General features: G+C 57.6%; 16 protein-coding genes and 1 pseudogene. 6 read left to right on the top strand and 11 right to left on the bottom strand.

The annotated features are described in order from the left end of the window. Positions 1 to 67: 67 nt before the first annotated feature. From PVE35_RS04360 to PVE35_RS04345, 4 genes are all read right to left on the bottom strand, one after another. The gene (locus tag PVE35_RS04360; protein WP_277373918.1) at positions 68 to 3,784 is read right to left on the bottom strand and encodes a CHASE domain-containing protein; all 3,717 of its coding nucleotides are present in this window, start codon (positions 3,782 to 3,784) and stop codon (positions 68 to 70) included. 176 nt (positions 3,785 to 3,960) lie between these two features. Beyond that, positions 3,961 to 4,617 carry an OmpA family protein gene (locus PVE35_RS04355; protein WP_277373917.1) on the bottom strand — a complete coding sequence of 219 codons (657 nt, stop codon included), beginning with the start codon at positions 4,615 to 4,617 and terminating at the stop codon, positions 3,961 to 3,963. A 96-nt stretch (positions 4,618 to 4,713) separates the two neighbouring features. Continuing rightward, positions 4,714 to 5,382 carry an OmpA family protein gene (locus PVE35_RS04350; RefSeq protein WP_277373916.1) on the bottom strand — a complete coding sequence of 223 codons (669 nt, stop codon included), beginning with the start codon at positions 5,380 to 5,382 and terminating at the stop codon, positions 4,714 to 4,716. 64 nt (positions 5,383 to 5,446) lie between these two features. Beyond that, the gene (locus PVE35_RS04345) at positions 5,447 to 6,091 is read right to left on the bottom strand and encodes an MBL fold metallo-hydrolase (RefSeq protein WP_277373915.1); all 645 of its coding nucleotides are present in this window, start codon (positions 6,089 to 6,091) and stop codon (positions 5,447 to 5,449) included. Between the two features lie 167 nt (positions 6,092 to 6,258). Between PVE35_RS04345 and PVE35_RS04340 the strand changes: the two genes are divergently transcribed. The 3 genes from PVE35_RS04340 to PVE35_RS04330 all read left to right on the top strand — a co-directional run bounded on the left by PVE35_RS04340 (position 6,259) and on the right by PVE35_RS04330 (position 10,960). Further along, complete coding sequence (locus PVE35_RS04340) at positions 6,259 to 7,254, top strand: tyrosine-type recombinase/integrase (RefSeq protein WP_227334511.1); 996 nt, start codon at positions 6,259 to 6,261, stop codon at positions 7,252 to 7,254. A 106-nt stretch (positions 7,255 to 7,360) separates the two neighbouring features. Beyond that, positions 7,361 to 8,548 carry an ATP-binding protein gene (locus PVE35_RS04335; RefSeq protein WP_079389533.1) on the top strand — a complete coding sequence of 396 codons (1,188 nt, stop codon included), beginning with the start codon at positions 7,361 to 7,363 and terminating at the stop codon, positions 8,546 to 8,548. Positions 8,549 to 8,554: 6 nt separating this feature from the next. Then, complete coding sequence (locus PVE35_RS04330) at positions 8,555 to 10,960, top strand: S8 family peptidase (RefSeq protein ID WP_079389534.1); 2,406 nt, start codon at positions 8,555 to 8,557, stop codon at positions 10,958 to 10,960. Positions 10,961 to 10,993: 33 nt separating this feature from the next. Here PVE35_RS04330 and PVE35_RS04325 read toward each other — a convergent pair whose 3' ends face one another. The 5 genes from PVE35_RS04325 to traJ all read right to left on the bottom strand — a co-directional run bounded on the left by PVE35_RS04325 (position 10,994) and on the right by traJ (position 14,401). Further along, on the bottom strand, positions 10,994 to 11,182 hold the full coding sequence (locus PVE35_RS04325) for a hypothetical protein (RefSeq protein WP_052156662.1): 189 nt from the start codon (positions 11,180 to 11,182) through the stop codon (positions 10,994 to 10,996). Between the two features lie 420 nt (positions 11,183 to 11,602). Then, a complete protein-coding gene (trbL, locus tag PVE35_RS04320; protein ID WP_090433571.1) occupies positions 11,603 to 13,000 on the bottom strand; it encodes a P-type conjugative transfer protein TrbL in 1,398 nt (465 codons plus the stop codon). Between the two features lie 4 nt (positions 13,001 to 13,004). Continuing rightward, on the bottom strand, positions 13,005 to 13,244 hold the full coding sequence (gene trbK / locus PVE35_RS04315) for an entry exclusion lipoprotein TrbK (RefSeq protein WP_033970408.1): 240 nt from the start codon (positions 13,242 to 13,244) through the stop codon (positions 13,005 to 13,007). A gap of 10 nt (positions 13,245 to 13,254) precedes the next feature. Next, positions 13,255 to 14,046, bottom strand: coding sequence for a P-type conjugative transfer protein TrbJ (gene trbJ / locus PVE35_RS04310; RefSeq protein WP_033970410.1), 792 nt, complete (start codon positions 14,044 to 14,046; stop codon positions 13,255 to 13,257). Continuing rightward, positions 14,015 to 14,401 (bottom strand): conjugal transfer transcriptional regulator TraJ, encoded by a 387-nt coding sequence (gene traJ, locus PVE35_RS04305; protein WP_033970412.1) that lies wholly within the window; start codon positions 14,399 to 14,401, stop codon positions 14,015 to 14,017. Before traJ ends, trbJ begins: the two co-directional genes overlap by 32 nt. 321 nt (positions 14,402 to 14,722) lie before the next feature. On the opposite strand from traJ, the pseudogene istA reads away from it, so the two are divergent. From istA to PVE35_RS04290, 3 genes and pseudogenes are all read left to right on the top strand, one after another. Next, positions 14,723 to 16,236: pseudogene (istA, locus tag PVE35_RS04300) on the top strand (IS21-like element IS1491 family transposase). A 17-nt stretch (positions 16,237 to 16,253) separates the two neighbouring features. Beyond that, complete coding sequence (gene istB / locus PVE35_RS04295; protein ID WP_230927319.1) at positions 16,254 to 17,009, top strand: IS21-like element ISPpu7 family helper ATPase IstB; 756 nt, start codon at positions 16,254 to 16,256, stop codon at positions 17,007 to 17,009. Between the two features lie 218 nt (positions 17,010 to 17,227). Then, positions 17,228 to 18,208 (top strand): IS5 family transposase, encoded by a 981-nt coding sequence (locus PVE35_RS04290; protein ID WP_277373914.1) that lies wholly within the window; start codon positions 17,228 to 17,230, stop codon positions 18,206 to 18,208. Positions 18,209 to 18,552: 344 nt separating this feature from the next. On the opposite strand, the gene PVE35_RS04285 is transcribed toward PVE35_RS04290, so the two are convergent. Further along, positions 18,553 to 18,894: a TraK family protein gene (locus PVE35_RS04285; RefSeq protein ID WP_139205573.1), complete on the bottom strand. Its 342-nt coding sequence runs from the start codon at positions 18,892 to 18,894 to the stop codon at positions 18,553 to 18,555. A gap of 9 nt (positions 18,895 to 18,903) precedes the next feature. Further along, positions 18,904 to 19,164 (bottom strand): hypothetical protein, encoded by a 261-nt coding sequence (locus tag PVE35_RS04280; RefSeq protein WP_052156663.1) that lies wholly within the window; start codon positions 19,162 to 19,164, stop codon positions 18,904 to 18,906. Positions 19,165 to 19,204: the final 40 nt, after the last annotated feature.

Here is a 19,204-nt window from a genome sequence, read left to right as displayed (position 1 = left end):
CAGCGTTCCTGTTCATCGCCAGCGCTCCACCTCTGTCCTTATGCCCGTGCACGGCTCACTCCTAACATCAGCTTAGATCATTGCCAGAAGGCGCCCCGACAGACGCCCCCAGCCAGCGCTCCAGTAGCACCAGCAACTCATCACGCTTGACCGGCTTGGCCATATAGTCGTCAGCGCCCGCGGCGATGCATTTCTCGCGATCACCTTTCATGGCGTGGGCCGTGAGAGCGATGATGGGAACGCCGCAGTCATGCTCCTCCTTGAGCAGGCGCGTGGCCGTGTAGCCGTCCATGTTGGGCATGGCCATGTCCATCAGGATCAGCTCGAAGGGCTCCTGCTGAAAACTGGCGATGGCCTCCAGACCATCCTTGACCGCCGTCACGCACAACCCCACCTCGTCGAGCAGCGCCGTCATGGCGTAGAGATTGCGCACATCGTCATCCACCAGCAGGATGCGTCGCCCTTGCAGAGGGCTGTGGATCACCTGCGTCGGCTCCGGCGCACGCACATCGCCGAGAAACCCCTGCACGGCACGGCATAGCGCCTCACTGTCCTCACCCTGCTTGCACACCACCACCGCACTGTAGCGACGCAAGCGCTGCAGGCTCTGCTGGGTGACGTCGACACCGGTATTGATCACCACCCGCGTGCCTTGCAACGGGCGTATCTGGTTGAGCCTGTCGAGCAGGACGAAGCCATCCTGCTCGGGCAGATCGAGGTCGATCACCAGGGCGGCGAAGCTGCCTTGTGCATAGCAAGCACAGGCTTGCTCGGCATCCGCGCAGGCGGTGACCTGCAAGCCCAGTTGCGTCAGTTGCTCGCGATAATGCTCGCGCTCGGCCTCGACATCCTCCACCAGCAGCAGGCTGCGCTCCTGCAGAGAGCCATGGCCCAGCTCGACGAAAACCTGCTCCAGCTCATCACGGCCGATGGGTTTGACCAGATAGCGCGTACCGTCGTCATTCCAGCCCGCCGGTTGCGGTACGCAAGAGATGATGTGTACTGGCGTATGGCGGTGGCTCGGCTGGGCACGCAGGCGACGAAAGAGCTGCCAGCCACTGAGATCGGGTAAGAGAATGTCGAGGATCACCGCTGCGAAGGTCTCGTGCTGCAACAGCGTGAGAGCCTGCAACCCAGTGCGGCACTGCACGCTGGAAAACCCATGAGCATGGGCCTCTTCAGCGATCACCGCGGCGAAATTGGCATCGTCCTCGACAATCAGCAGCGGCGGCCCCTCACCGGCCCGCTGTGGTGCCTCGTACTGCGCCTCGGGGACGCTGGCAGAGGCCGTCTGTACCGGCAGCCGGACGGTAAAGGCAGAGCCTTGCCCCGGCGTGCTCTGCAAGCTGATGTCGCCGTCGAGGGCCATCACCAGTTGCCGAGTGATGGCCAGACCCAAGCCGGTGCCACCGAAGCGGCGACTGGTGGAACCATCGATCTGCTGGAAGGCCTGGAACACCTGCTCGTGCTGCGCGGGATCGATGCCGATGCCGGTATCCTGAACGCAGAAACACAGCAACTCGCGCTCGTCGGCCTGGCGCCCCTCGCTACTCACGGTCAGCGTCACCTCGCCTCTGTCGGTGAACTTGAGCGCGTTGGACAGCAGGTTGCGCAGGATCTGATGCAGACGCACGCGGTCGGTATGCACCACGCGCGGCACCCCGGCATCGAGCTGGGTATGCAGACGCAGGCCCTTGACCTCGGCCATCGGACGCAGGCTGGCATCCAGTTCCACCAGCACGTCCTGCATGTTGATCGGCTCCAGCTTGATCTGGATGCGCCCCGCCTCGACCTTGGCCAGATCGAGTACGTCGTTGATCAGTTGCAGCAGATCGCTGCCGGCGCGATAGACGATATCGGCATGTTTGGTCTGCTTCTCGGTAAGGTTGCCCGCCACGTTCTGCCGTAGCTGATCGCTGAGAATCAGGATGCTGTTGAGCGGCGTGCGCAGCTCATGGGACATGTTGGCGAGAAACTCGGACTTGTAGCGGTTGGCCAACAACAGTTGCTCAGCCTGCTCGCGCAACTTGTGTTCGGCTGCCTTGCGCTCGCTGATGTCGATGATCACTGCCTGCACCAGGTTCTCGTCACCACTGCGGATAGGTGACAGCCCCACCTCCAGTGGGATCATGCGCCCCTCTCGATGCTGCCCGAAGAGCTCGCGATTGCCGCCCATGCGGCGCTGCTCGGGCATGGCTTGATAACCCCGGCGCAACGCCACGTGATTGCCCCGCTGCGCGGTGGGCAGGAGCATTTCCACCGGCTCGCCGAGCAGCGCCTGGCGTTCGTAACCGAAGAGCAGTTCGGTCTGGCGATTGACCATGGCGATCCGCCCCATGCCATCGACCAGCAAGATGGCATTGGGCGATGCCTCCACCACCAGACGAAATCGCTCTTCAGCCACCTTGCGTGCACGCAGGTCGACCAGGTTGAGCAGATATCCGCTGCCTTCGTAGAGGCTGTTCAGGCTGATGCTGACCGGAACCGAATCGCCGCGCAGCGTGCGCAACGTGCGCTCGTCGGAATCGGCCAGTTGTGCCGGCAAGTCATGAGGCGATTCGAGATTGGGGATCACCCGCAGCACGGACTCGCCAATCAACTCTGGCACCGTGCAGCCGAGCAACTCAGCTGCGCTGCGGTTGGCAATCTCGATGCGGCCTGAGTCGCTGCACAGCAGCGTCGCCACCGGCAGGCGCTCGATCAGCAGGCGGAAGCGCTCCTCGCGCTCCTTCAGCTTGGCGGTGGCCAGCGCGCTCGTGTACTGCTTGCGGTCACGCTGATAGAGATAACTGCCGACCAGCAGAGCCAGCAACACGGCCACCGCTCCCCCAGCCCAGAGATTGAACTGGCGAGTTTCGGCGTTGACCGCACGCTCGTACTCGGCTGTGCCGAACACCTTCAGTGACCAGGTACGCCCATACAGCTCCAGATCCTGCTGGCTGGCGAACAGCGGCGGCTGCGATGCTCCCGGACGCGCCATGCTGAGCAAGGGGCTATCGCTCGCCTGCCGATCGGCCAGAACGATATCGAAGCGGCGACTCTGCAGCCCGAGAATGCCCTCGATCAGGTCATGGATGCGAAAGGCCCCATGCACCAATCCCAGCAGAGCTGCACGGCGCTCCTGCGCGGTGTTCAGAGCCTTGCCAGACTGAAAAACCGGCAGAAACAACAACACCCCAGGCTGCTGGTTGATTTCGGTCTCCTGGCGCAATACCACTGGCCCGCTGAGACTGGCCTCCCCCGTCTCGATGGCCCGCTCTATGGCGGCTTGCCGCACGGTCTCACTGAACATGTCGAACCCCAGCGCACGCCGATTGCGCCAGTCCAGCGGGCTGACGTAATCGATGGGCAGGTAGTGCTGGCGTTCTCCCTCGGGAAATACCTGATAGTCCAGACGCCCTTGTGCCCGCTGCCTGGCAAGAAATTCCCCAAGCTGCTCGGCACGGATGAAGCGTGACCAGGCCACGGCCTGGATGCCGGGGTAATGATCCTGCAGTTGCAACTGATCGAGGGCACGATCCCATTCCGCCTGCGAGACGTCAGCGCTGCCGATCAGCAGCCCGGAGACACCCCGCAGCACCATCTCGTAGCTCTGCATGCGCGCCAGCACCTGCTGGCCTATCTCCTGCGCCTCGAGCTGAAAACGCTGCTGATGCCCTTCGGCCTGCCGATCCTGATAGACCTGCCACTGCCACAACAGCAACCCGGCGAGCACCGACAGCAGCAGCAGCGCCAACAGTACGGGACGCCACGGCTTGGGTGGTGCAACGACGCTGCCCTCCATTGATTTTCCCCCGCTCATCCAATAGCAATCGCGCAGCATTCGTGTACGAACGTTCCGCATTCATTGAGGGTAGTCTAGACAGACTTTTCGAGGATGGCCTTGTGCCAGGAAATAACCGACAGACAGTCAAGCAAGCCCCTGCATGACAGGGGCTGGAGAGGAGAGAAATTGGCGTATCAGAGCGGTTGCAGGTTGATCTCGACGCGGCGGTTCTGCGCCCGCCCGGCTTCGCTGTCATTGCTGGCGATCGGCTGGCTGGAGCCGGCACCATAGGCCGAGATACGTTGCGCCGGCACGCCATTGGCCGTCAGGTAACTGGCCACGCTCTGCGCGCGGCGCTGCGACAGGCTCTGGTTGAGCGACTGCGAGCCGGTGCTGTCGGTATGGCCAACGATGTTCACGCCGTTCTTGTCGAACTCCTTGAAAACCAGCACCAGGGAGTTGAGGGTTGGGTAGAAGCTGCTGGAGATATCGGCGGAGTTGCTGGCGAAGGTGATGTTGCCAGGCATGATCAGCTTCAGGTCATTGCCATTGCGCTGCACCTGCACGCCAGTGCCTTGCAGGGTCTGGCGCAGCTTGGCCTCCTGGGTGTCGACATAGTAGCCGTAACCACCGCCGGCCGCGCCGCCGACGGCCGCACCGATCAAGGCGCCCTTGGCACGGTCCTTCTTGCTCGAAGTGGCAGCGCCGATCACCGCCCCAGTGGCCGCACCGATTCCGCCATAGATGCCGGCCTTGCCCGCCTGACGCTCACCGGTATAGGGATTGGTGGTACAGCCGGCCAGCACGGCCATGACTGCGGTTGCGGCAGCCAGATTTCGCCAGATTTTCATGAGATATCCTTAAAACACTTGAGAATTCAGCTAATTAGCCGAGTACTTCGAGCCTATTGAAAGGCTCGAAGTTCCCTCGTGTTTTTCGGGGCGACCTCACTGCACGCCGGGCAAGGGCCGCAACGTCACCTCGACACGACGGTTCTGTGCCCGGCCGTCCGGTGTATCGTTGCTTGCAATCGGAATATCCGGCCCCATGCCGCGCGTGCTCAGACGGCTCGAGTCGACACCCTGCGCCAGCAGGTAGTCGGCCACGCTCTGGGCACGGCGCTGCGACAAATCCATGTTGTGGCTGCGCGAGCCGGTGCTGTCGGTGTAACCGACGATCTCGATGCTGTTCTGGTTGTACTGGCGGAAGGAGTTGGCCAGGTTGTTCAAAGGTTGATAGAAGCTACTGGAAATCTGCGCCGAGTCGGTGGCGAAGGTGATGTTGCCTGGCATGACCAGTTGGATCACATCGCCCTGGCGCTGCACCTCGACGCCGGTGCCCTGCATGCTGCGGCGCAGTTCAGCCTCCTGGCGATCAGCGTAATAGCCGTAGCCGGCAGCGGCGGCACCCGCTACCGCCGCACCGATCAGCGCGCCCTTGCCACGGTTGTCATGGTTGATCAAGGCACCGGCAGCGGCACCCGCCAAGGCCCCAAGACCGCCATAGGTGGCCGTGCGGTTGGAGCTCGGCGCACTCTGGTCGTAGGGGTTTTGCGAGGCACAGCCAGACAGCAGCAGAGCGCCGGAGCACAGGGCGATGAGAGGCAAGCGGAACATAGAGCATCTCCAGAAGTAACGCGGTGATGGCCTTTTGAGCGCCGACACAGCCATAAGTGCCGTATCAGGCGCGAATAAAGGGGTTCTCGCGCATCTCGTCGCCCAGGCGCGTGTCGGGGCCATGCCCGGTGACCACGGTGGCGTCCTCGTCCAGGGCGTACAGGCGCTGTTTGATCGAGCGCTCGATGGTGGCATAGTCCCCGCCCCACAGATCGGTACGGCCGATACCGCGACGGAACAAGGTATCCCCGGCGATCAACAGCTTGGCCTCGGCGAACCAGAAGCTCATCGAACCTGGCGTATGCCCAGGGGTGTGCAGGGCCACGCCACAGCCGCAGGCCAGTTCCTCGTCATCGGCCAGCCAGCGATCCGGCGCCGGCACCGGCGTGTAGGGCACACCGAACATGCGGCACTGCATCTCCAGGTTGTCCCAGAGGAACTGATCGTCCTTGTGCAGATGCAAGGTGGCACCGGTCTTTTCCTTCATCTGCCCAGAGGCGAGGAAATGATCGAGGTGGGCATGGGTGTGGATGATGCTCACCACCTTGAGCCCATGCGCGTCGAGCCGCGCCATGATCAGATCGGGATTGCCGCCCGGATCGACCACGATGGCCTTCTTCGTGAGCGGATCACCGATGATGGTGCAGTTGCACTGCAAAGGCCCGACTGGAAAGGTTTCGCGGATTAGCAGGGGTTTTGCGGGTTCCATGGGTATTCCTGTAGGATTAATGGCACATTTTTGGCACAGTGCGATTGACGATGGCGACGATCAGGAAGAAAGGCCCATACCAGTGGCACGCCCAAATCAGGCGTAAAGGGTGGCCCCAACAGACCCGCACTTTCAACACCCAGGCAGAGGCGAAGGCTTGGGCAACAATGATCGAGCGCGAAATGGACGCCGGCGTATTCGTCAGCCGCAACGAAGCGGAATCGACCTCCTTCGCCAAAGCCCTGCAGATGTACGCCGAGCAGGTGACTAGCAAGAAACGCAGTAGCGATTCCGAGCTATCACGCATCCAGGCCCTGCAGCGCCACCCACTGGCCCTGAGATCGCTGGCCAGCATTCGCGGCGCCGACATGGCCAGCTACCGCGATCAACGCCTCAGAGAGGGGCTGGCAGCGGCCACCGTGCGCCGCGAGCTTGCTTTGATTTCTCATGTCTTCACCATCGCACGCAAAGAGTGGCGAATGGAGTCCTTGAGCAACCCCGTGGAGCTGATTCGCCAGCCCAGTGTTGATGACGCTAGAGATAGACGCATCTTGAGCGCAGACGTCTGGACACTGCGGAACGGCGTACTGATTAGCGAGCACCTGGACGAGCTGGAAATGATCTGTCGCCACTCGCGCTCGACCGAGCTACCCCAGATCGTTCGGTTCGCCGTCGAAACCGGCATGCGCCGTAGCGAGATTGCGAGCTTGGTACGAACCAACATCGATGTGAAGAAACGCACTGCGATGCTGCCACTCACCAAGAATGGCTCTGCCCGCGGCGTCCCGCTCTCAAGCCAAGCGGTTGAAATAATCAAGAGTCAACCCAAGCTCGATGATGGCCGAGTATTCAAGAGCAGGCCCGACACCATTACAAAGGCCTTCAACGATGCATTAGCCAATGCACGCCAAGCCTATGTGAAAGGACTCACTCTTCGACTTCAGGACGAAGGGCTCCCTCCGTCAAAGATCAATCAACTGATCGATAGCACTCCTTTCTTGGTCAACCTCCGCTTTCACGACCTGCGCCATGAGGCCACCTCACGCCTAGCCGAAACCTTTCCCCTCCTTGAGCTGACAAAGATCACCGGCCATCAAGACACTCGCATGCTGATGCGCTACTACCACCCCCGAATAGAAGACCTAGCCCAGAAGCTCCGGTAGCCAAGAAAAAATACTGGAAATACGTACAGTATAGGGCTACCATCCAAGTCCGTGCATATTTTTACGCATATATGCATAATATTTGCGAAATGCGGATGGAGCACCCATGGAACACTACCCAATCGTCCTCGCGCTGAGCAGGGCAGCCCTGCAGACACCTAACACTGCGGTGGAGAATCATTTGCGCCGCCTCATAAAGGCGCTAGAAAAGGACGGGCAAGCCGAGCAAGCCGACGGGCTCAACAAGCTGGTTCGCAACACGGGAAAAAGCGTTGCAATCCAACCCAGCAGAGTTGTGCTTTCGCTGGCCGCGATGGGAGGCGAGATGCTTACCCCAAGCGTCAAGCCCCCAGTCGACAAGGAGACCAGCGCCCCTCTAGCCGAAATAGTCTTCCCTAGCGAGACGCTCGACGCTCACCCTATATTCGAAGAGAACTTATCCGCCAGCATCGATAGCCTTCTGGAAGAATGGAAGAACATTGACAAACTTAAAGGGTCAGGAATAAATCCCGCTCTTGCGTTAATGCTATTTGGCGCCCCGGGCACAGGGAAAACTTTTTTAGCCCACCACATAGCCCGAGAGTTAAATTACCCCCTAGTAGTAGCAAAACTAGACGGCCTGATTTCCTCCTTTCTAGGAACAACCGCCAGAAACATATCTAACCTTTTTGCCTTTGCTAATAGATATAAATGCATACTTCTACTGGACGAGTTCGATGCTGTTGCCAAGCTCCGCGACGACCCAAATGAGCTAGGAGAACTAAAAAGAGTTGTCAACACTCTTCTTCAATGCCTAGATACCAGGAACAACATAGGCTTCACCATTTCCATTACGAACCATGAAGCACTATTAGACCCAGCTATTTGGCGACGCTTCGACATCAGAATCGAGATACCCAAGCCGATACACCAAACAAGAGAGCAAATACTGCTGCGCAACCTCCCAAAGAATCTGAAACTAAAAAAATCTCAGATAAATTTTCTAACCTGGATAACAGATGGCTATAGCGGCTCAGACATCGCAAAATTATCAAACTTCATAAAGAGAAAGATAGCAATACAAGGAAGTAAATTTGATTTTTTTGAGACAGTACGCTCCTACATAATCCTGAGCGCCAAAGACCAGGAAAATAATAGGCGTCAGGCAGTTATAGGCCGACCAGAAGAACTAGCTATAGAATTAAATAGAGACCCTGAGCACTCCATGTCTCAAGAGGCACTTGCTGAGTTATTTGGGAAAGCTCAATCCACTATCAGTCGATGGCTGAAGAGCGAAAAGAAACACAAGGAGTAATAGAAAGTGGCAAACAATCCAGTGCAGATCGTACTAAACGCTCAAAACTATGTCCAAAGAGCAGAAATAGTCCCAGGAGGAAGTAATAAAGACTTCTTCGCAGGCCGGGACTCTGACTTCAAGCAACATAAAGACGCACTGGCGCAGTCACTTGATACATTGATACCAAGCAAGCTAACCGAAAGTCCGTTGGTTTTTGCCCACGTGGAGCTGCAAGAGACAGCGTGGGCAAAAAGCCATCGACCAGTAAACCAGGTTTTTCCGAAGAGCAAGATACGCTCCACGCCTGGCAACGCACTGGGAACCTTAATTGTAGAGCTAGCACCATCAGACATTAAGACAATTCGAGAAAAGATCATCTCTGCAGAGAATGAAACACGATGGGAGAAAGACCCTAAGTCAGAGAAGCTAGTACCTAAACCTTCAAGGCTCAGAAGCGAAGTAGGGGCAATCAAAGAAATCAGACTCTACTCTGACCACGACAGAAGAAAGTTCAGTATAGAGCAGGCCGTTCAATGGCTATCAGACCCTAGAACGGGTGGCGCATATTATGTTGAGACATTTATCCCCACCGACAGCCTAGAAGATAGCAAATCAAAGAGAGCCTCTGAAGAAAACGCCCTCCTAGAAGATCTTATGCGAGGCATCGGCAAGCTAGAGCTTCCCATTGAAATAAGCAGATTAAAAAGCGAGTGGACTAAGAATCAAATATTTATCGCTCAACTGAAAGAGCCATATAGAAGCCAAATAGACGCCCACAAAAGACTTATTAATTTTATTGATTCGCACCCAATAGTTCGAGCAATCCTACTCCCTCCAGTTCTACAGTCTTCCAACACGAACCAAGAAGAGACAAGCCTTAAAACATTCCCAAGCATTTCACAAGAAAGAGCCTACCCTATTGTAGGGATTATCGACACCGGCGTATCCGCAATTAATCACCTGGCCCCATGGCAGGCAGGGGCTACTGACTTTATAGACCCCGCATTTCAAGATACCTCTCACGGAACATTTATTGCCGGCCTTATCGCCGGAGGTAAACACCTAAATCCTAGTACAGAACTTGATGAAGCTGACTGCAAATTTTACGACTTAGGGCTACACCCCACATACGATTATGAGAGCTATTACCCGCGAGGCTTTTTTGACTTCCTGGAGCAGCTTGATGCAGAGATCGTTACCGCAGCCCAGCAAGGAGTAAGGGTATTCAACATGAGTCTTTCTGTGACTCTTCCCGTTGAAGATTCTAGCTATAGTCTGTTCGCAAATATCCTTGACCAAATCGCTGATCGCCACGATGTCATCTTTGTACTTCCGTCTGGAAACCTAGACGGAGCAACCGCACGGGAAGCATGGCCAGACGATGAAGATCAGTGCCTTAAACTTCTTGCTGAATACAGACATCAAGGCAAGGATAGAATCTTCCAACCAGCCGACAGTGTAAGATCAATCACAGTTGGTGCTCTTGACCCTGCGAGCAAAGAAGGGGCACTCAAGCCATCTCGATACACTAGACGAGGCCCTGGCCCATCGTTAGGCGCAAAGCCAGATGTTGCTCATATTGGCGGCAAACTGGAGCCAGACCACGGACTATACTCATTAACTCCAAGAGGCGGCGTCTCTTCAAACTGCGGAACTAGCTTTGCTGCTCCACTCGTAGCGAAGAGTCTTGCGACTCTAGATCACTTAATTGAAGGTAAAGTTCCAAGAGAAGCGCTGTCCGCCCTTCTAATCCACAACTCAAAAGTTCCAGACTGGATGACATCTAAAAAACTTTCTAGAATAGCAAAGGATTTCGTTGGAGCTGGAATACCAAGCCAAGCAGCCCGCTCCTTGGAAATAGATGACAACCAGATAACACTAGTATTCAATGGCATACTCAAACCAAGCCATGAATTGGTATTCGACTTTACATGGCCTGCATGCCTAGTCAAAAATGGTGCATGCACCGGAAAAGTAAAAGTAACCACAGTCTACAGCCCAGCCATTGATAGAAATTTTGGCGCCGAGTTCATTCTAACCAACATTGACACCTGGCTACGACAAGAAGTCATAGACAAGAAAACAGGAGAGGTATCTTTCAAAGGGCGCCTGAAGACCGAGGCTGACAAAAGTATAGAGAAAGAGCGAATTGCTCATGGAGCCAAATGGTGGCCTGTAAAAACTTTTGAAACCACATTCCCGCGAGGTGTCGGGGAGTCTTCGCAATGGCGTTTAGTCTTGGAACCACTAAACAGAAATGGATTTACTCTTCCAGAAGAAGGTGTACCGTTTTCTACTGTCATGACCATTAGCGACCCCAAAGGCAATGGTCGAGTCTTTGACGAGGTTCGCCAGCAGCTGCAGGCATCCGGCGTAGAAATTTCCGACATTCGAACCGCTCTGAGCAACCGCTTGCGTCAAGAGAACTAATAATATCGCGACCTAAGTGAGCCAAGCGGTGGCTCACTTAGGTAGATTATCGACGTAGCTATATGTATCAATCAACGTGCTCCTAGCTATGGCTTCCAGCACAGTTTCGCCCTCTCTCAATCCAAATAGCTCTTGAGCGTTGGTTGTAGAAATAAACATGGGAAGTTCCTCACTCGCCCCCTCATCGTCCAAAAAGGCCGGTTCATCTTCATAACTAGTCATTGCGTCATTTCCTTGTTCAACTTGAAGCCTTCCACCTTGGTATTGGTGGGCAAATCCTTTATCTAGCCTTTCGGCTGCTCATTCAGTGCCGCAATCTACCAGCGCTAACCGCTCTTTGGAGCGACTAGATTTTAGCGGCTAAAATCGTCGAGAGATTTAGCTGCTAAATTTTGACTAGTAGTGAGGTATCAGTATGCATAATCGAGACGGACATACCGGTGTGCTGAGACGCAGTATCCTTGTGAAAGCTGCAGTAGCCAACGCGATTCGCGAGAACAGGCGGCTTGGCCTCGGTGATACAGAGCCACCGACTGAGTCGGAAATTGCGGCAGAGATTGCTGCGTTGGACCTCTCTCACTGGAAATCTGTTCCAGTGGCATAGCGGTGGTGGCCCCGGGCGGGGCTACCTAATTTTAGCCGCTAAAATTTTTCGTCTCGGCGGCCGCGATTAACGAACTCGGCAATCTCGTCCTCTGGCGAGTCACCGCTTTCGCTTCCTGGACCGATGCTGTTGAGCTGATCGTCTTCTTGGCCCCGAATGGCTGCTGCCATCTGGCCGCCGAGGGTCTGCTGGGCTTGCCCCATAAAGTTACTGCTGAGCTTGGCAGCTTTCTCCCCGATGACTGCACCTGCACCTTTGGCAAGTTCAGCAGTGGTGTCTACGGCCAGTTTGGCGGCTTGCTGTAGCGCACTGCCGCCAGAGTCCCCCATGGCTTCGGCCAGCGGGCTGTCCGATCTGTTGTCACCTTGCCCTGCAGAGCCTTGGAAAATGGGCATGCCGCCGTTATCCATTGCTCCCTGCGCCTTCTGCATTGCTGCTTTGATGGCTGAAACACCCCCGGCCACATTCTGGGCTCCGGCCATGGCAGTGGAACCTGCCATGCTCATCGCGGCAGAAGCCATGCCGACCGTTCCCATTGCTGCTCCGACCGCTGCGCCGGCCCCGAAGTTGCCAATGCCCCCAGTGCCCGAACTGCTCCCCGTGATGATGCCGGCGAGCATAGGCGGCACCTTATTGGTCAGAAGCAGCAGACAGAGGCAGAAGATCAGCATGACCCCCAGCTCCTCGAAGTTGAGGACGCCCCTAGTCATCTTGGCGTAGAAACTGGTGAGCAGGTCGCTGCCAATGCCAACCAGCAGCACCATGGCAAACAATTGGACGGCCACACCCAGGACGGTCTTGTAGTAGTTGATGGCCATGTCGGACGTCCAGCGGGAGCCGCCGAAGCCCAGGAAGAAGATGCCGGCATAGATCAGCAACCAGCCGGACACCAACATTATCAACATGTTGATCGCGATGAGCGCAAGCATGACAGTGATGGCCAGGCTTAAGAGGACACCGATCAGGCTATCTACTGGACTCCAGGCCGATAGCGCGGCGAGCGTCTGCTTCCACAGCATGAACCCGATATCCACGATGCCGGATGGTGTCACCGAGCTTATGCCGGATGCCTGTTCGCCCAGCTTCTGCAGCGATCGAATTATCGAGGACGCAAACTCCGGCCCGTTCCTGAGTAGCCACAGGTAGAAGCCGAAGAACAGGATGAAACGGCAGAACTCGGCGAAGAACTCGGCCAGGTCGGCCTTGCGCAAGGCCATCATGCCGAATGTCCAGGCGAGGGATATGGTACCCAGCGTCCAGAACAACCAGGACGCAGCACTGAGGATGACAGCCTGCCAAGTGGAAGCACGGCTGCTGAACTCGGTAATGACCTGATCCAGCATGCCCTGGTTGGTGAGTTGGGCTGCGGCGCTACCGGAGTAAAGGACAAACAGCAGACAGCAGCCGATCAGGCTGGTGTTCTTGAGCGTTTTCATGCGGTCACCCCTGAGAGCTGTTCAGTTCGAGCCAGTTCTTGGGTTGCTCGGTAGGCTGGATGGCGCCCGAACGTCTGGAGCACTGGCCGGCAAACTCTGCCCGGGCCGTCCTGTCCTCGATCTGGTTGATCTCCTCCAGGGTGCAGTTGGCATCGCTGACTTCGGGAATGGCTTGGCCGTTTGGCTGGTCATCGCATCCGACAAGCGCCAGAAGGGTGAGTAGTAGCGGGGTTAGTTTTTTCATCGAGCTCTCCTTAGCGGTTCATGTCCAACCAGTTCTTGGGGGCCTGGGTGGGCGCTATGCGCCCCTCAGTCGAGGCGGCGTGGGCGGCTTGCTGCTTGGCCTCCAGGTCGGCCTCGGCCTGCATGCGTGTGGCAATGACGTTTTGCTGGGCGACTAGCAGGCCGCGAATCTGCAGCAGCTGATTGGCTTGCTGGCTGGCCAGTTGGTTGGCGTAGCCGATGGCCTGCATCTGACCGGTCGCGCCCTGAGCCTGGCGTTGCAATTGCTGCAGCGTGTCGGCGTCATGCTGCAGCGCAGCCTGCTGCTGATCCAGGCCACGAAACAGCGCGTCGTTGGCCCTTTTCTGCGACTCGGAGGCAAGGCGCCGGTTCTCGTTCATCGCCGCCCACTCGGCTTCGCTGCAGCCGGCGTTGGAGAAGCAAGGTGATGCTCTGTAGTAGGCGACGTCCTGGAACTTGCCGAGGTAGCCGTCGATGCTGCCCAAGCTGCGCTTGTAGTAGTCCAGGGTGTCGATGGCGCTGCGCAGCCTGTCCATCGTTTGGCTGGCCTGGTCCCAGATGTAGGCCGTGGGTGCGGCCGTGTTCTGCAGCATATTTTCGTATTGCTGCAACTGCGTCTGATATTGCTCGATCTGTTTCAGTGTCTGCGCCACGCTTTCCATGGCAGTCAGCACGTTTTGGGTGAGATTGCCGCCGTCGATGACGGGAATGCCCGCCTTGGCGTTCAAACTGATGAACGAGCTGGTGATGCAGGCTAGAAGCCACAGTTTTTTAGCCGCTAAAATTTTCATCGTCGTCTCCATACACTTTCATGGCCAGTTGCAATAGCGCCTGCTGCGTTTCCTCGATTTTTGACAGCACCACCCCAATGGTTCGGCGCATCTGTGCTTCCTCGAAGCCTGCGAAGCGCTCGTCATTGGTCAGCCACATTTTCAGCAGTCCGCCTAAACGCCCCTGATCGGCATTGATCTTCACCAGGTCCCCGACCATACAAGCGTCAAGGATGCTGCCCACTTCGTATCCCATCCCGAGCGCACGCAGATAAGCCGCAACTGATCTGCCAGCCGCCTTCGCTTGCTTCTCAATCAACGCCTTTTCTTCTGGAAGTACCGGCACTCGTAGATGCGTGTGCTTTCTGGTCACTTTGTCGTGCTTCATAGCTTCCTCACCACTCTCTGCTCTTTCGCTTGAAGACGGCGGTAGCCGTCCAGCCTCGCAGAGCAAGACCCCGATTGAGCGCGTAGCGCGAATTAGGGAAGTGAAGTTAGTTAGCCGTGCGGATTCCACGGTCATCTGGCCACCCATTCCATGAACATCTGACCACCGATTCCACGCTGATCCGGCCACCCATTCCACGCGCATCCGGCCACTGATTCCACGGCCATCCGGCCACTCAACCGGGCAGGCAGCTACGCAGGATTTCTTCACTACCATCGACCTCTTTTTCGAAGCAGAGAGGTCGTCGTGGAGCGTTTATCCATGCGTAAGATTCGCGAAGTACTACGTCTCAAGTTCGAGGTCGGACTATCAGCTCGCCAGATTGCGGTCAGCGTGCAGGTCGGTCGTGTCACCGTCGGCGACTACCTCAATCGTTTTGCCGCCAGTGGTCTCAGTTGGCCCTGTTCGTTGTCCGATGCCGAGTTGGAGCAGCAACTGTTCCCGCCGGCCCCGGCGGTTGCCAGCGAGAAGCGGCCTTTACCCGATTGGGCATGGGTGCATGCCGAACTGCGCCGCCCCGGGGTGACCCTGGCGCTGCTCTGGCAGGAGTACCGCCTGAGCCAGCCGCAGGGCTTTCAGTACAGCTGGTTCTGTGAGCATTACCGAGCCTGGCAGGGCAAGTTGGACGTGGTGATGCGTCAGGAGCACCGCGTCGGCGAGAAGCTGTTCGTCGACTATGCCGGCCAGACGGTGCCGGTTATCGATCGCCACAGCGGCGAGATCCGCCAGGCGCAGGTGTTCATCGCAGTGCTCGGCGCGTCCAGCTACACCTTCGCCGAAGCCACCTGGTCGCAGCAGCTGCCGGACTGGCTAGGCTCCCATGCCCGCTGCTTTGCCTTCCTCGGCGGCGTGCCGGAGATCGTGGTGCCGGACAACCTGCGCAGCGCGGTAAGCAAGGCCCATCGTTACGAGCCGGACATCAACCCCAGCTACCGCGACCTGGCCGAGCACTACGGAGTGGCGGTGGTGCCGGCGCGGGCACGCAAACCGCGCGACAAGGCCAAGGCCGAAGTCGGCGTGCAGGTGGTCGAGCGTTGGATCCTCGCGGCCCTGCGCAACCGTCAGTTCTTCTCCTTGGACGAACTCAACAGCGCCATCTCCGTGTTGCTGGAGCGGCTCAACCAACGCCCGTTCAAGAAGCTGCCGGGCTCGCGCCAGACGGCCTTCGACAGCCTGGATCGTCCGGCGCTGCGCCCCCTGCCGGTGCAACCCTACGTCTACGCCGAGTGGAAGAAGGCGCGGGTGCACATCGACTACCACGTCGAGGTCGATGGGCATTACTACTCGGTGCCGTATCAACTGGTGAAGAAGCAGTGGAGGTGCGCCTGACGGCGCGCACCGTCGAGTGTTTCCACGCCAACCAGCGAGTGGCCAGCCACCTGCGCTCAATGCACAAGGGCAGGCACAGCACGCAGGCCGAGCACATGCCCAAGAGCCATCGCGAGCATGCCGAGTGGACGCCGCAGCGGCTGATCCGCTGGGCCGAGCAGACCGGGCCGAACACCGCCGGCGTGATCCGGCACATCCTCGAACGGCGCATCCATCCGCAGCAGGGCTACCGGGCCTGCCTGGGCATCCTGCGCCTGGGCAAGACTCATGGCGAAGTGCGCTTGGAGCTGGCCTGCCGACGCGCCCTCAGCCTCGGCGCGTGCAGCTACAAGAGCCTCGAATCGATCCTGTGCCAGGGCCTGGAAAGCCTGCCGCTGGCTCAAGCCAACCTGCCGCTGCTGCCGGACGACCACGCCAACCTGCGCGGCCCCGGCTACTACCACTGAACCCAAGGAAACTCACCATGCTGCCCCATCCGACCCTGGACAAGCTGCAAACCCTGCGCCTGCACGGCATGCTCAAGGCGCTGAACGAACAACTGAAAACCCCGGACATCGACAGCCTGAGCTTCGAGGAACGCCTCGGCCTGCTGGTCGACCGCGAGCTGACTGAACGCGACGATAAGCGCCTGAGCAGCCGCCTGCGCCAGGCCCGGCTCAAGCACAACGCCTGCCTCGAAGACATCGACTACCGCAGCCCGCGCGGGCTGGATAAGGCGCTGATCCTGCAACTGAGCGGCGGCCAGTGGCTACGCGACGGCCTCAACCTGATCATCGGCGGCCCCACCGGCGTGGGCAAAACCTGGCTGGCCTGCGCCCTGGCCCACCAGGCCTGCCGGGACGGCTACAGCGTGCGCTACCTGCGTCTGCCGCGCCTACTGGAAGAGTTGGGCTTGGCCCATGGCGACGGGCGCTTCGCCAAGCTGATGAGCAGCTACGCCAAGACCGACCTGCTGATCCTCGACGACTGGGGCCTGGCGCCGTTCACCGCCGAACAGCGCCGCGACATGCTGGAGCTACTGGACGACCGCTACGGCCAGCGCTCGACCCTCGTGACCAGCCAAATGCCCGTGGACAACTGGCACGAACTGATCGGCGATCCAACCCTGGCCGATGCCATCCTCGACCGCCTGGTGCACAACGCTTATCGGATCAATCTGAAGGGTGAATCAATGCGCAAACGGACGCAGAAATTGACGACGCCAGCCAACCCAGACTAACAATGCCACCCCTGCGTCGCTGCGCTCCGACTGCCCGGCCGGATGGCCGTGGAACAGGTGGCCAGATGGCCCTGGAATGCCTGGCCAGATGAGAGCGGACTGGGTGGCCGGATGGCGTGGAATCCGCAGTTAGCCGGCTTGCCGGTTAGCTAAGGAAAGTCTGAAGAAGACCTCCCGTTTCTGGTGAAATAGGCCAATCCCGTTGCCCGAGTTTCTCAATGAAGCAAATGACTTTCGCCGACGCCGAATACGCCGGTAAACGTAAGCAGACCCGCAAGGAGCTGTTCCTGATCGAGATGGATCAGGTTGTGCCCTGGAAGGGGTTGGTGGCACTGATCGAGCCGCATTATCCCAAAGGTGAAGGCGGTCGGCCGGCCTACCCGTTGATGGCTATGCTGCGGGTACACCTGATGCAGAACTGGTTCGGCTACAGCGATCCTGCAATGGAAGAGGCCCTGTATGAAACGACCATTCTGCGCCAATTCGCAGGCTTGAGCCTGGAGCGTATCCCGGACGAAACGACCATCCTCAATTTCCGTCGACTGCTGGAGAAGCATGACCTGGCTGTCGGCATTCTCGGTGTCATCAATGGCTACCTGGGCGACCGTGGCCTGTCCTTGCGTCAAGGCACCATCGTCGATGCCACGCTGATTCATGCACCCAGTTCGACCAAGAACAAGGAAGGCAAACGCGATCCCGACATGCACCAGACCAAGAAAGGCAACCAGTACTACTTCGGTGCCAAGGCACATATCGGGGTCGATGTGGAGTCGGGGTTGGTGCACCACATCCATGTCACAGCCGCCAATGTTGCGGACGTCACCCAGGTGGACAAGCTGCTGCATGGCGAAGAGAACATGGTGGCGGCTGACGCCGGTTATACGGGCGTCGAGAAGCGCGAGGAGCATGAGGGGCGCCAGGTCATCTGGCAGATCGCGGCTCGGCGCAGCACGTACGAAAAGCACGGCAAGAAAAGTGCACTGTACAAGGCATACCGCAGCCTCGAGAAAGCCAAAGCGCAGACCCGCTCGAAGGTTGAGCACCCGTTCCGGGTGATCAAACGCCAGTTTGGTTACACCAAGGTGCGGTTTCGTGGCTTGGCGAAGAACACCGTCCAGATGGTGACGTTATTCGCTCTGTCGAACCTGTGGATGGCACGCCGATATTTGTTGGTGGGTGCAGGAGAGGTGCGTCTGTAATGTGGAAAATGGCCTCCGCAGGTTGATTGCGGAGGTCAGAAACGGAGAAACAAGCGGGTTATCTGAGCATTTTCGATCAGATGGACTCTTTCAAAATCGGCAGTGGCCGAAGTCGGCCAGAAATAGCGGCCTATTTCAGACCTTCCCTAACTTCACCTGTCTTGCCCTGAGTAGCAAAGCCTTTAAACCGCGATTCTTCTGGCACACCTATGGCGAAAAAAGCCGGCAGAAAATTTGAACGCCAAGGGAAAGGCTGATTTCCGACCACTGCACGCCAAATAGGCTGCAATTGGCCTTATACAACGCAAGAACAGTAAAGATTGAACGGATATTGTTCGTCATGGTTACTTCTGCGAAGGCTTTTGGCTGATAGCAAAAGACTTCTGCGCAGAAGGAGCGGCAGAATCATCTACATCCTGTGGATTTTTCCTACCTGGGCGTAAATGTTCTTGACCTGGAAGCAAGAGCAAGGACTTCGCATAACGCCGAAACGCTTGGTAGCTGAATACGATCTGGCCTTCCTCATGGAGTAATTGCCAGATCGCCAACAGTGACCAGCCATCTGCCAATGCTGACTCAACCCCCTGCCGATGCATCAGAAACGCGGCCCTATTTCGTGAGGCCTGGCTGGCTGCAGCTTTTGCTTTAACGTGATCCGCAACTCGCTCAGATAAGCTCTTGGACATAAACACCTCTTATGAAGACTGATCTTCAAGGATCGCTTTATGGCTTGGATCAAACTCTCCATTTAACAAGGCAGCTACTGACTCCGTCGGAAAATATATACGCCGCCCGATTCTTCGCTTGACACTATTCAGCTCAAACATCCACTGCTCCGTAGGGCATTGCAGAACCGCCCTTAAGCCGCTGGTTTTCCTACTAAGCACCTGTGCAATCTGCTCGACCGTCATCAAGGGGCCGTACTTCTCTTCAAGCTTCACCAAAACAGAACTCATAGAATCGCCTCATCTGCTAACAACTGGCATTGATAGGCAT

The organism is Pseudomonas sp. AA-38 (genome assembly GCF_029457475.1).
Taxonomy (GTDB): domain Bacteria; phylum Pseudomonadota; class Gammaproteobacteria; order Pseudomonadales; family Pseudomonadaceae; genus Aquipseudomonas.
The sequence above is the reverse complement of the archived record's forward strand: the minus strand, read 5'-3'. Positions and strand labels throughout refer to the sequence as shown.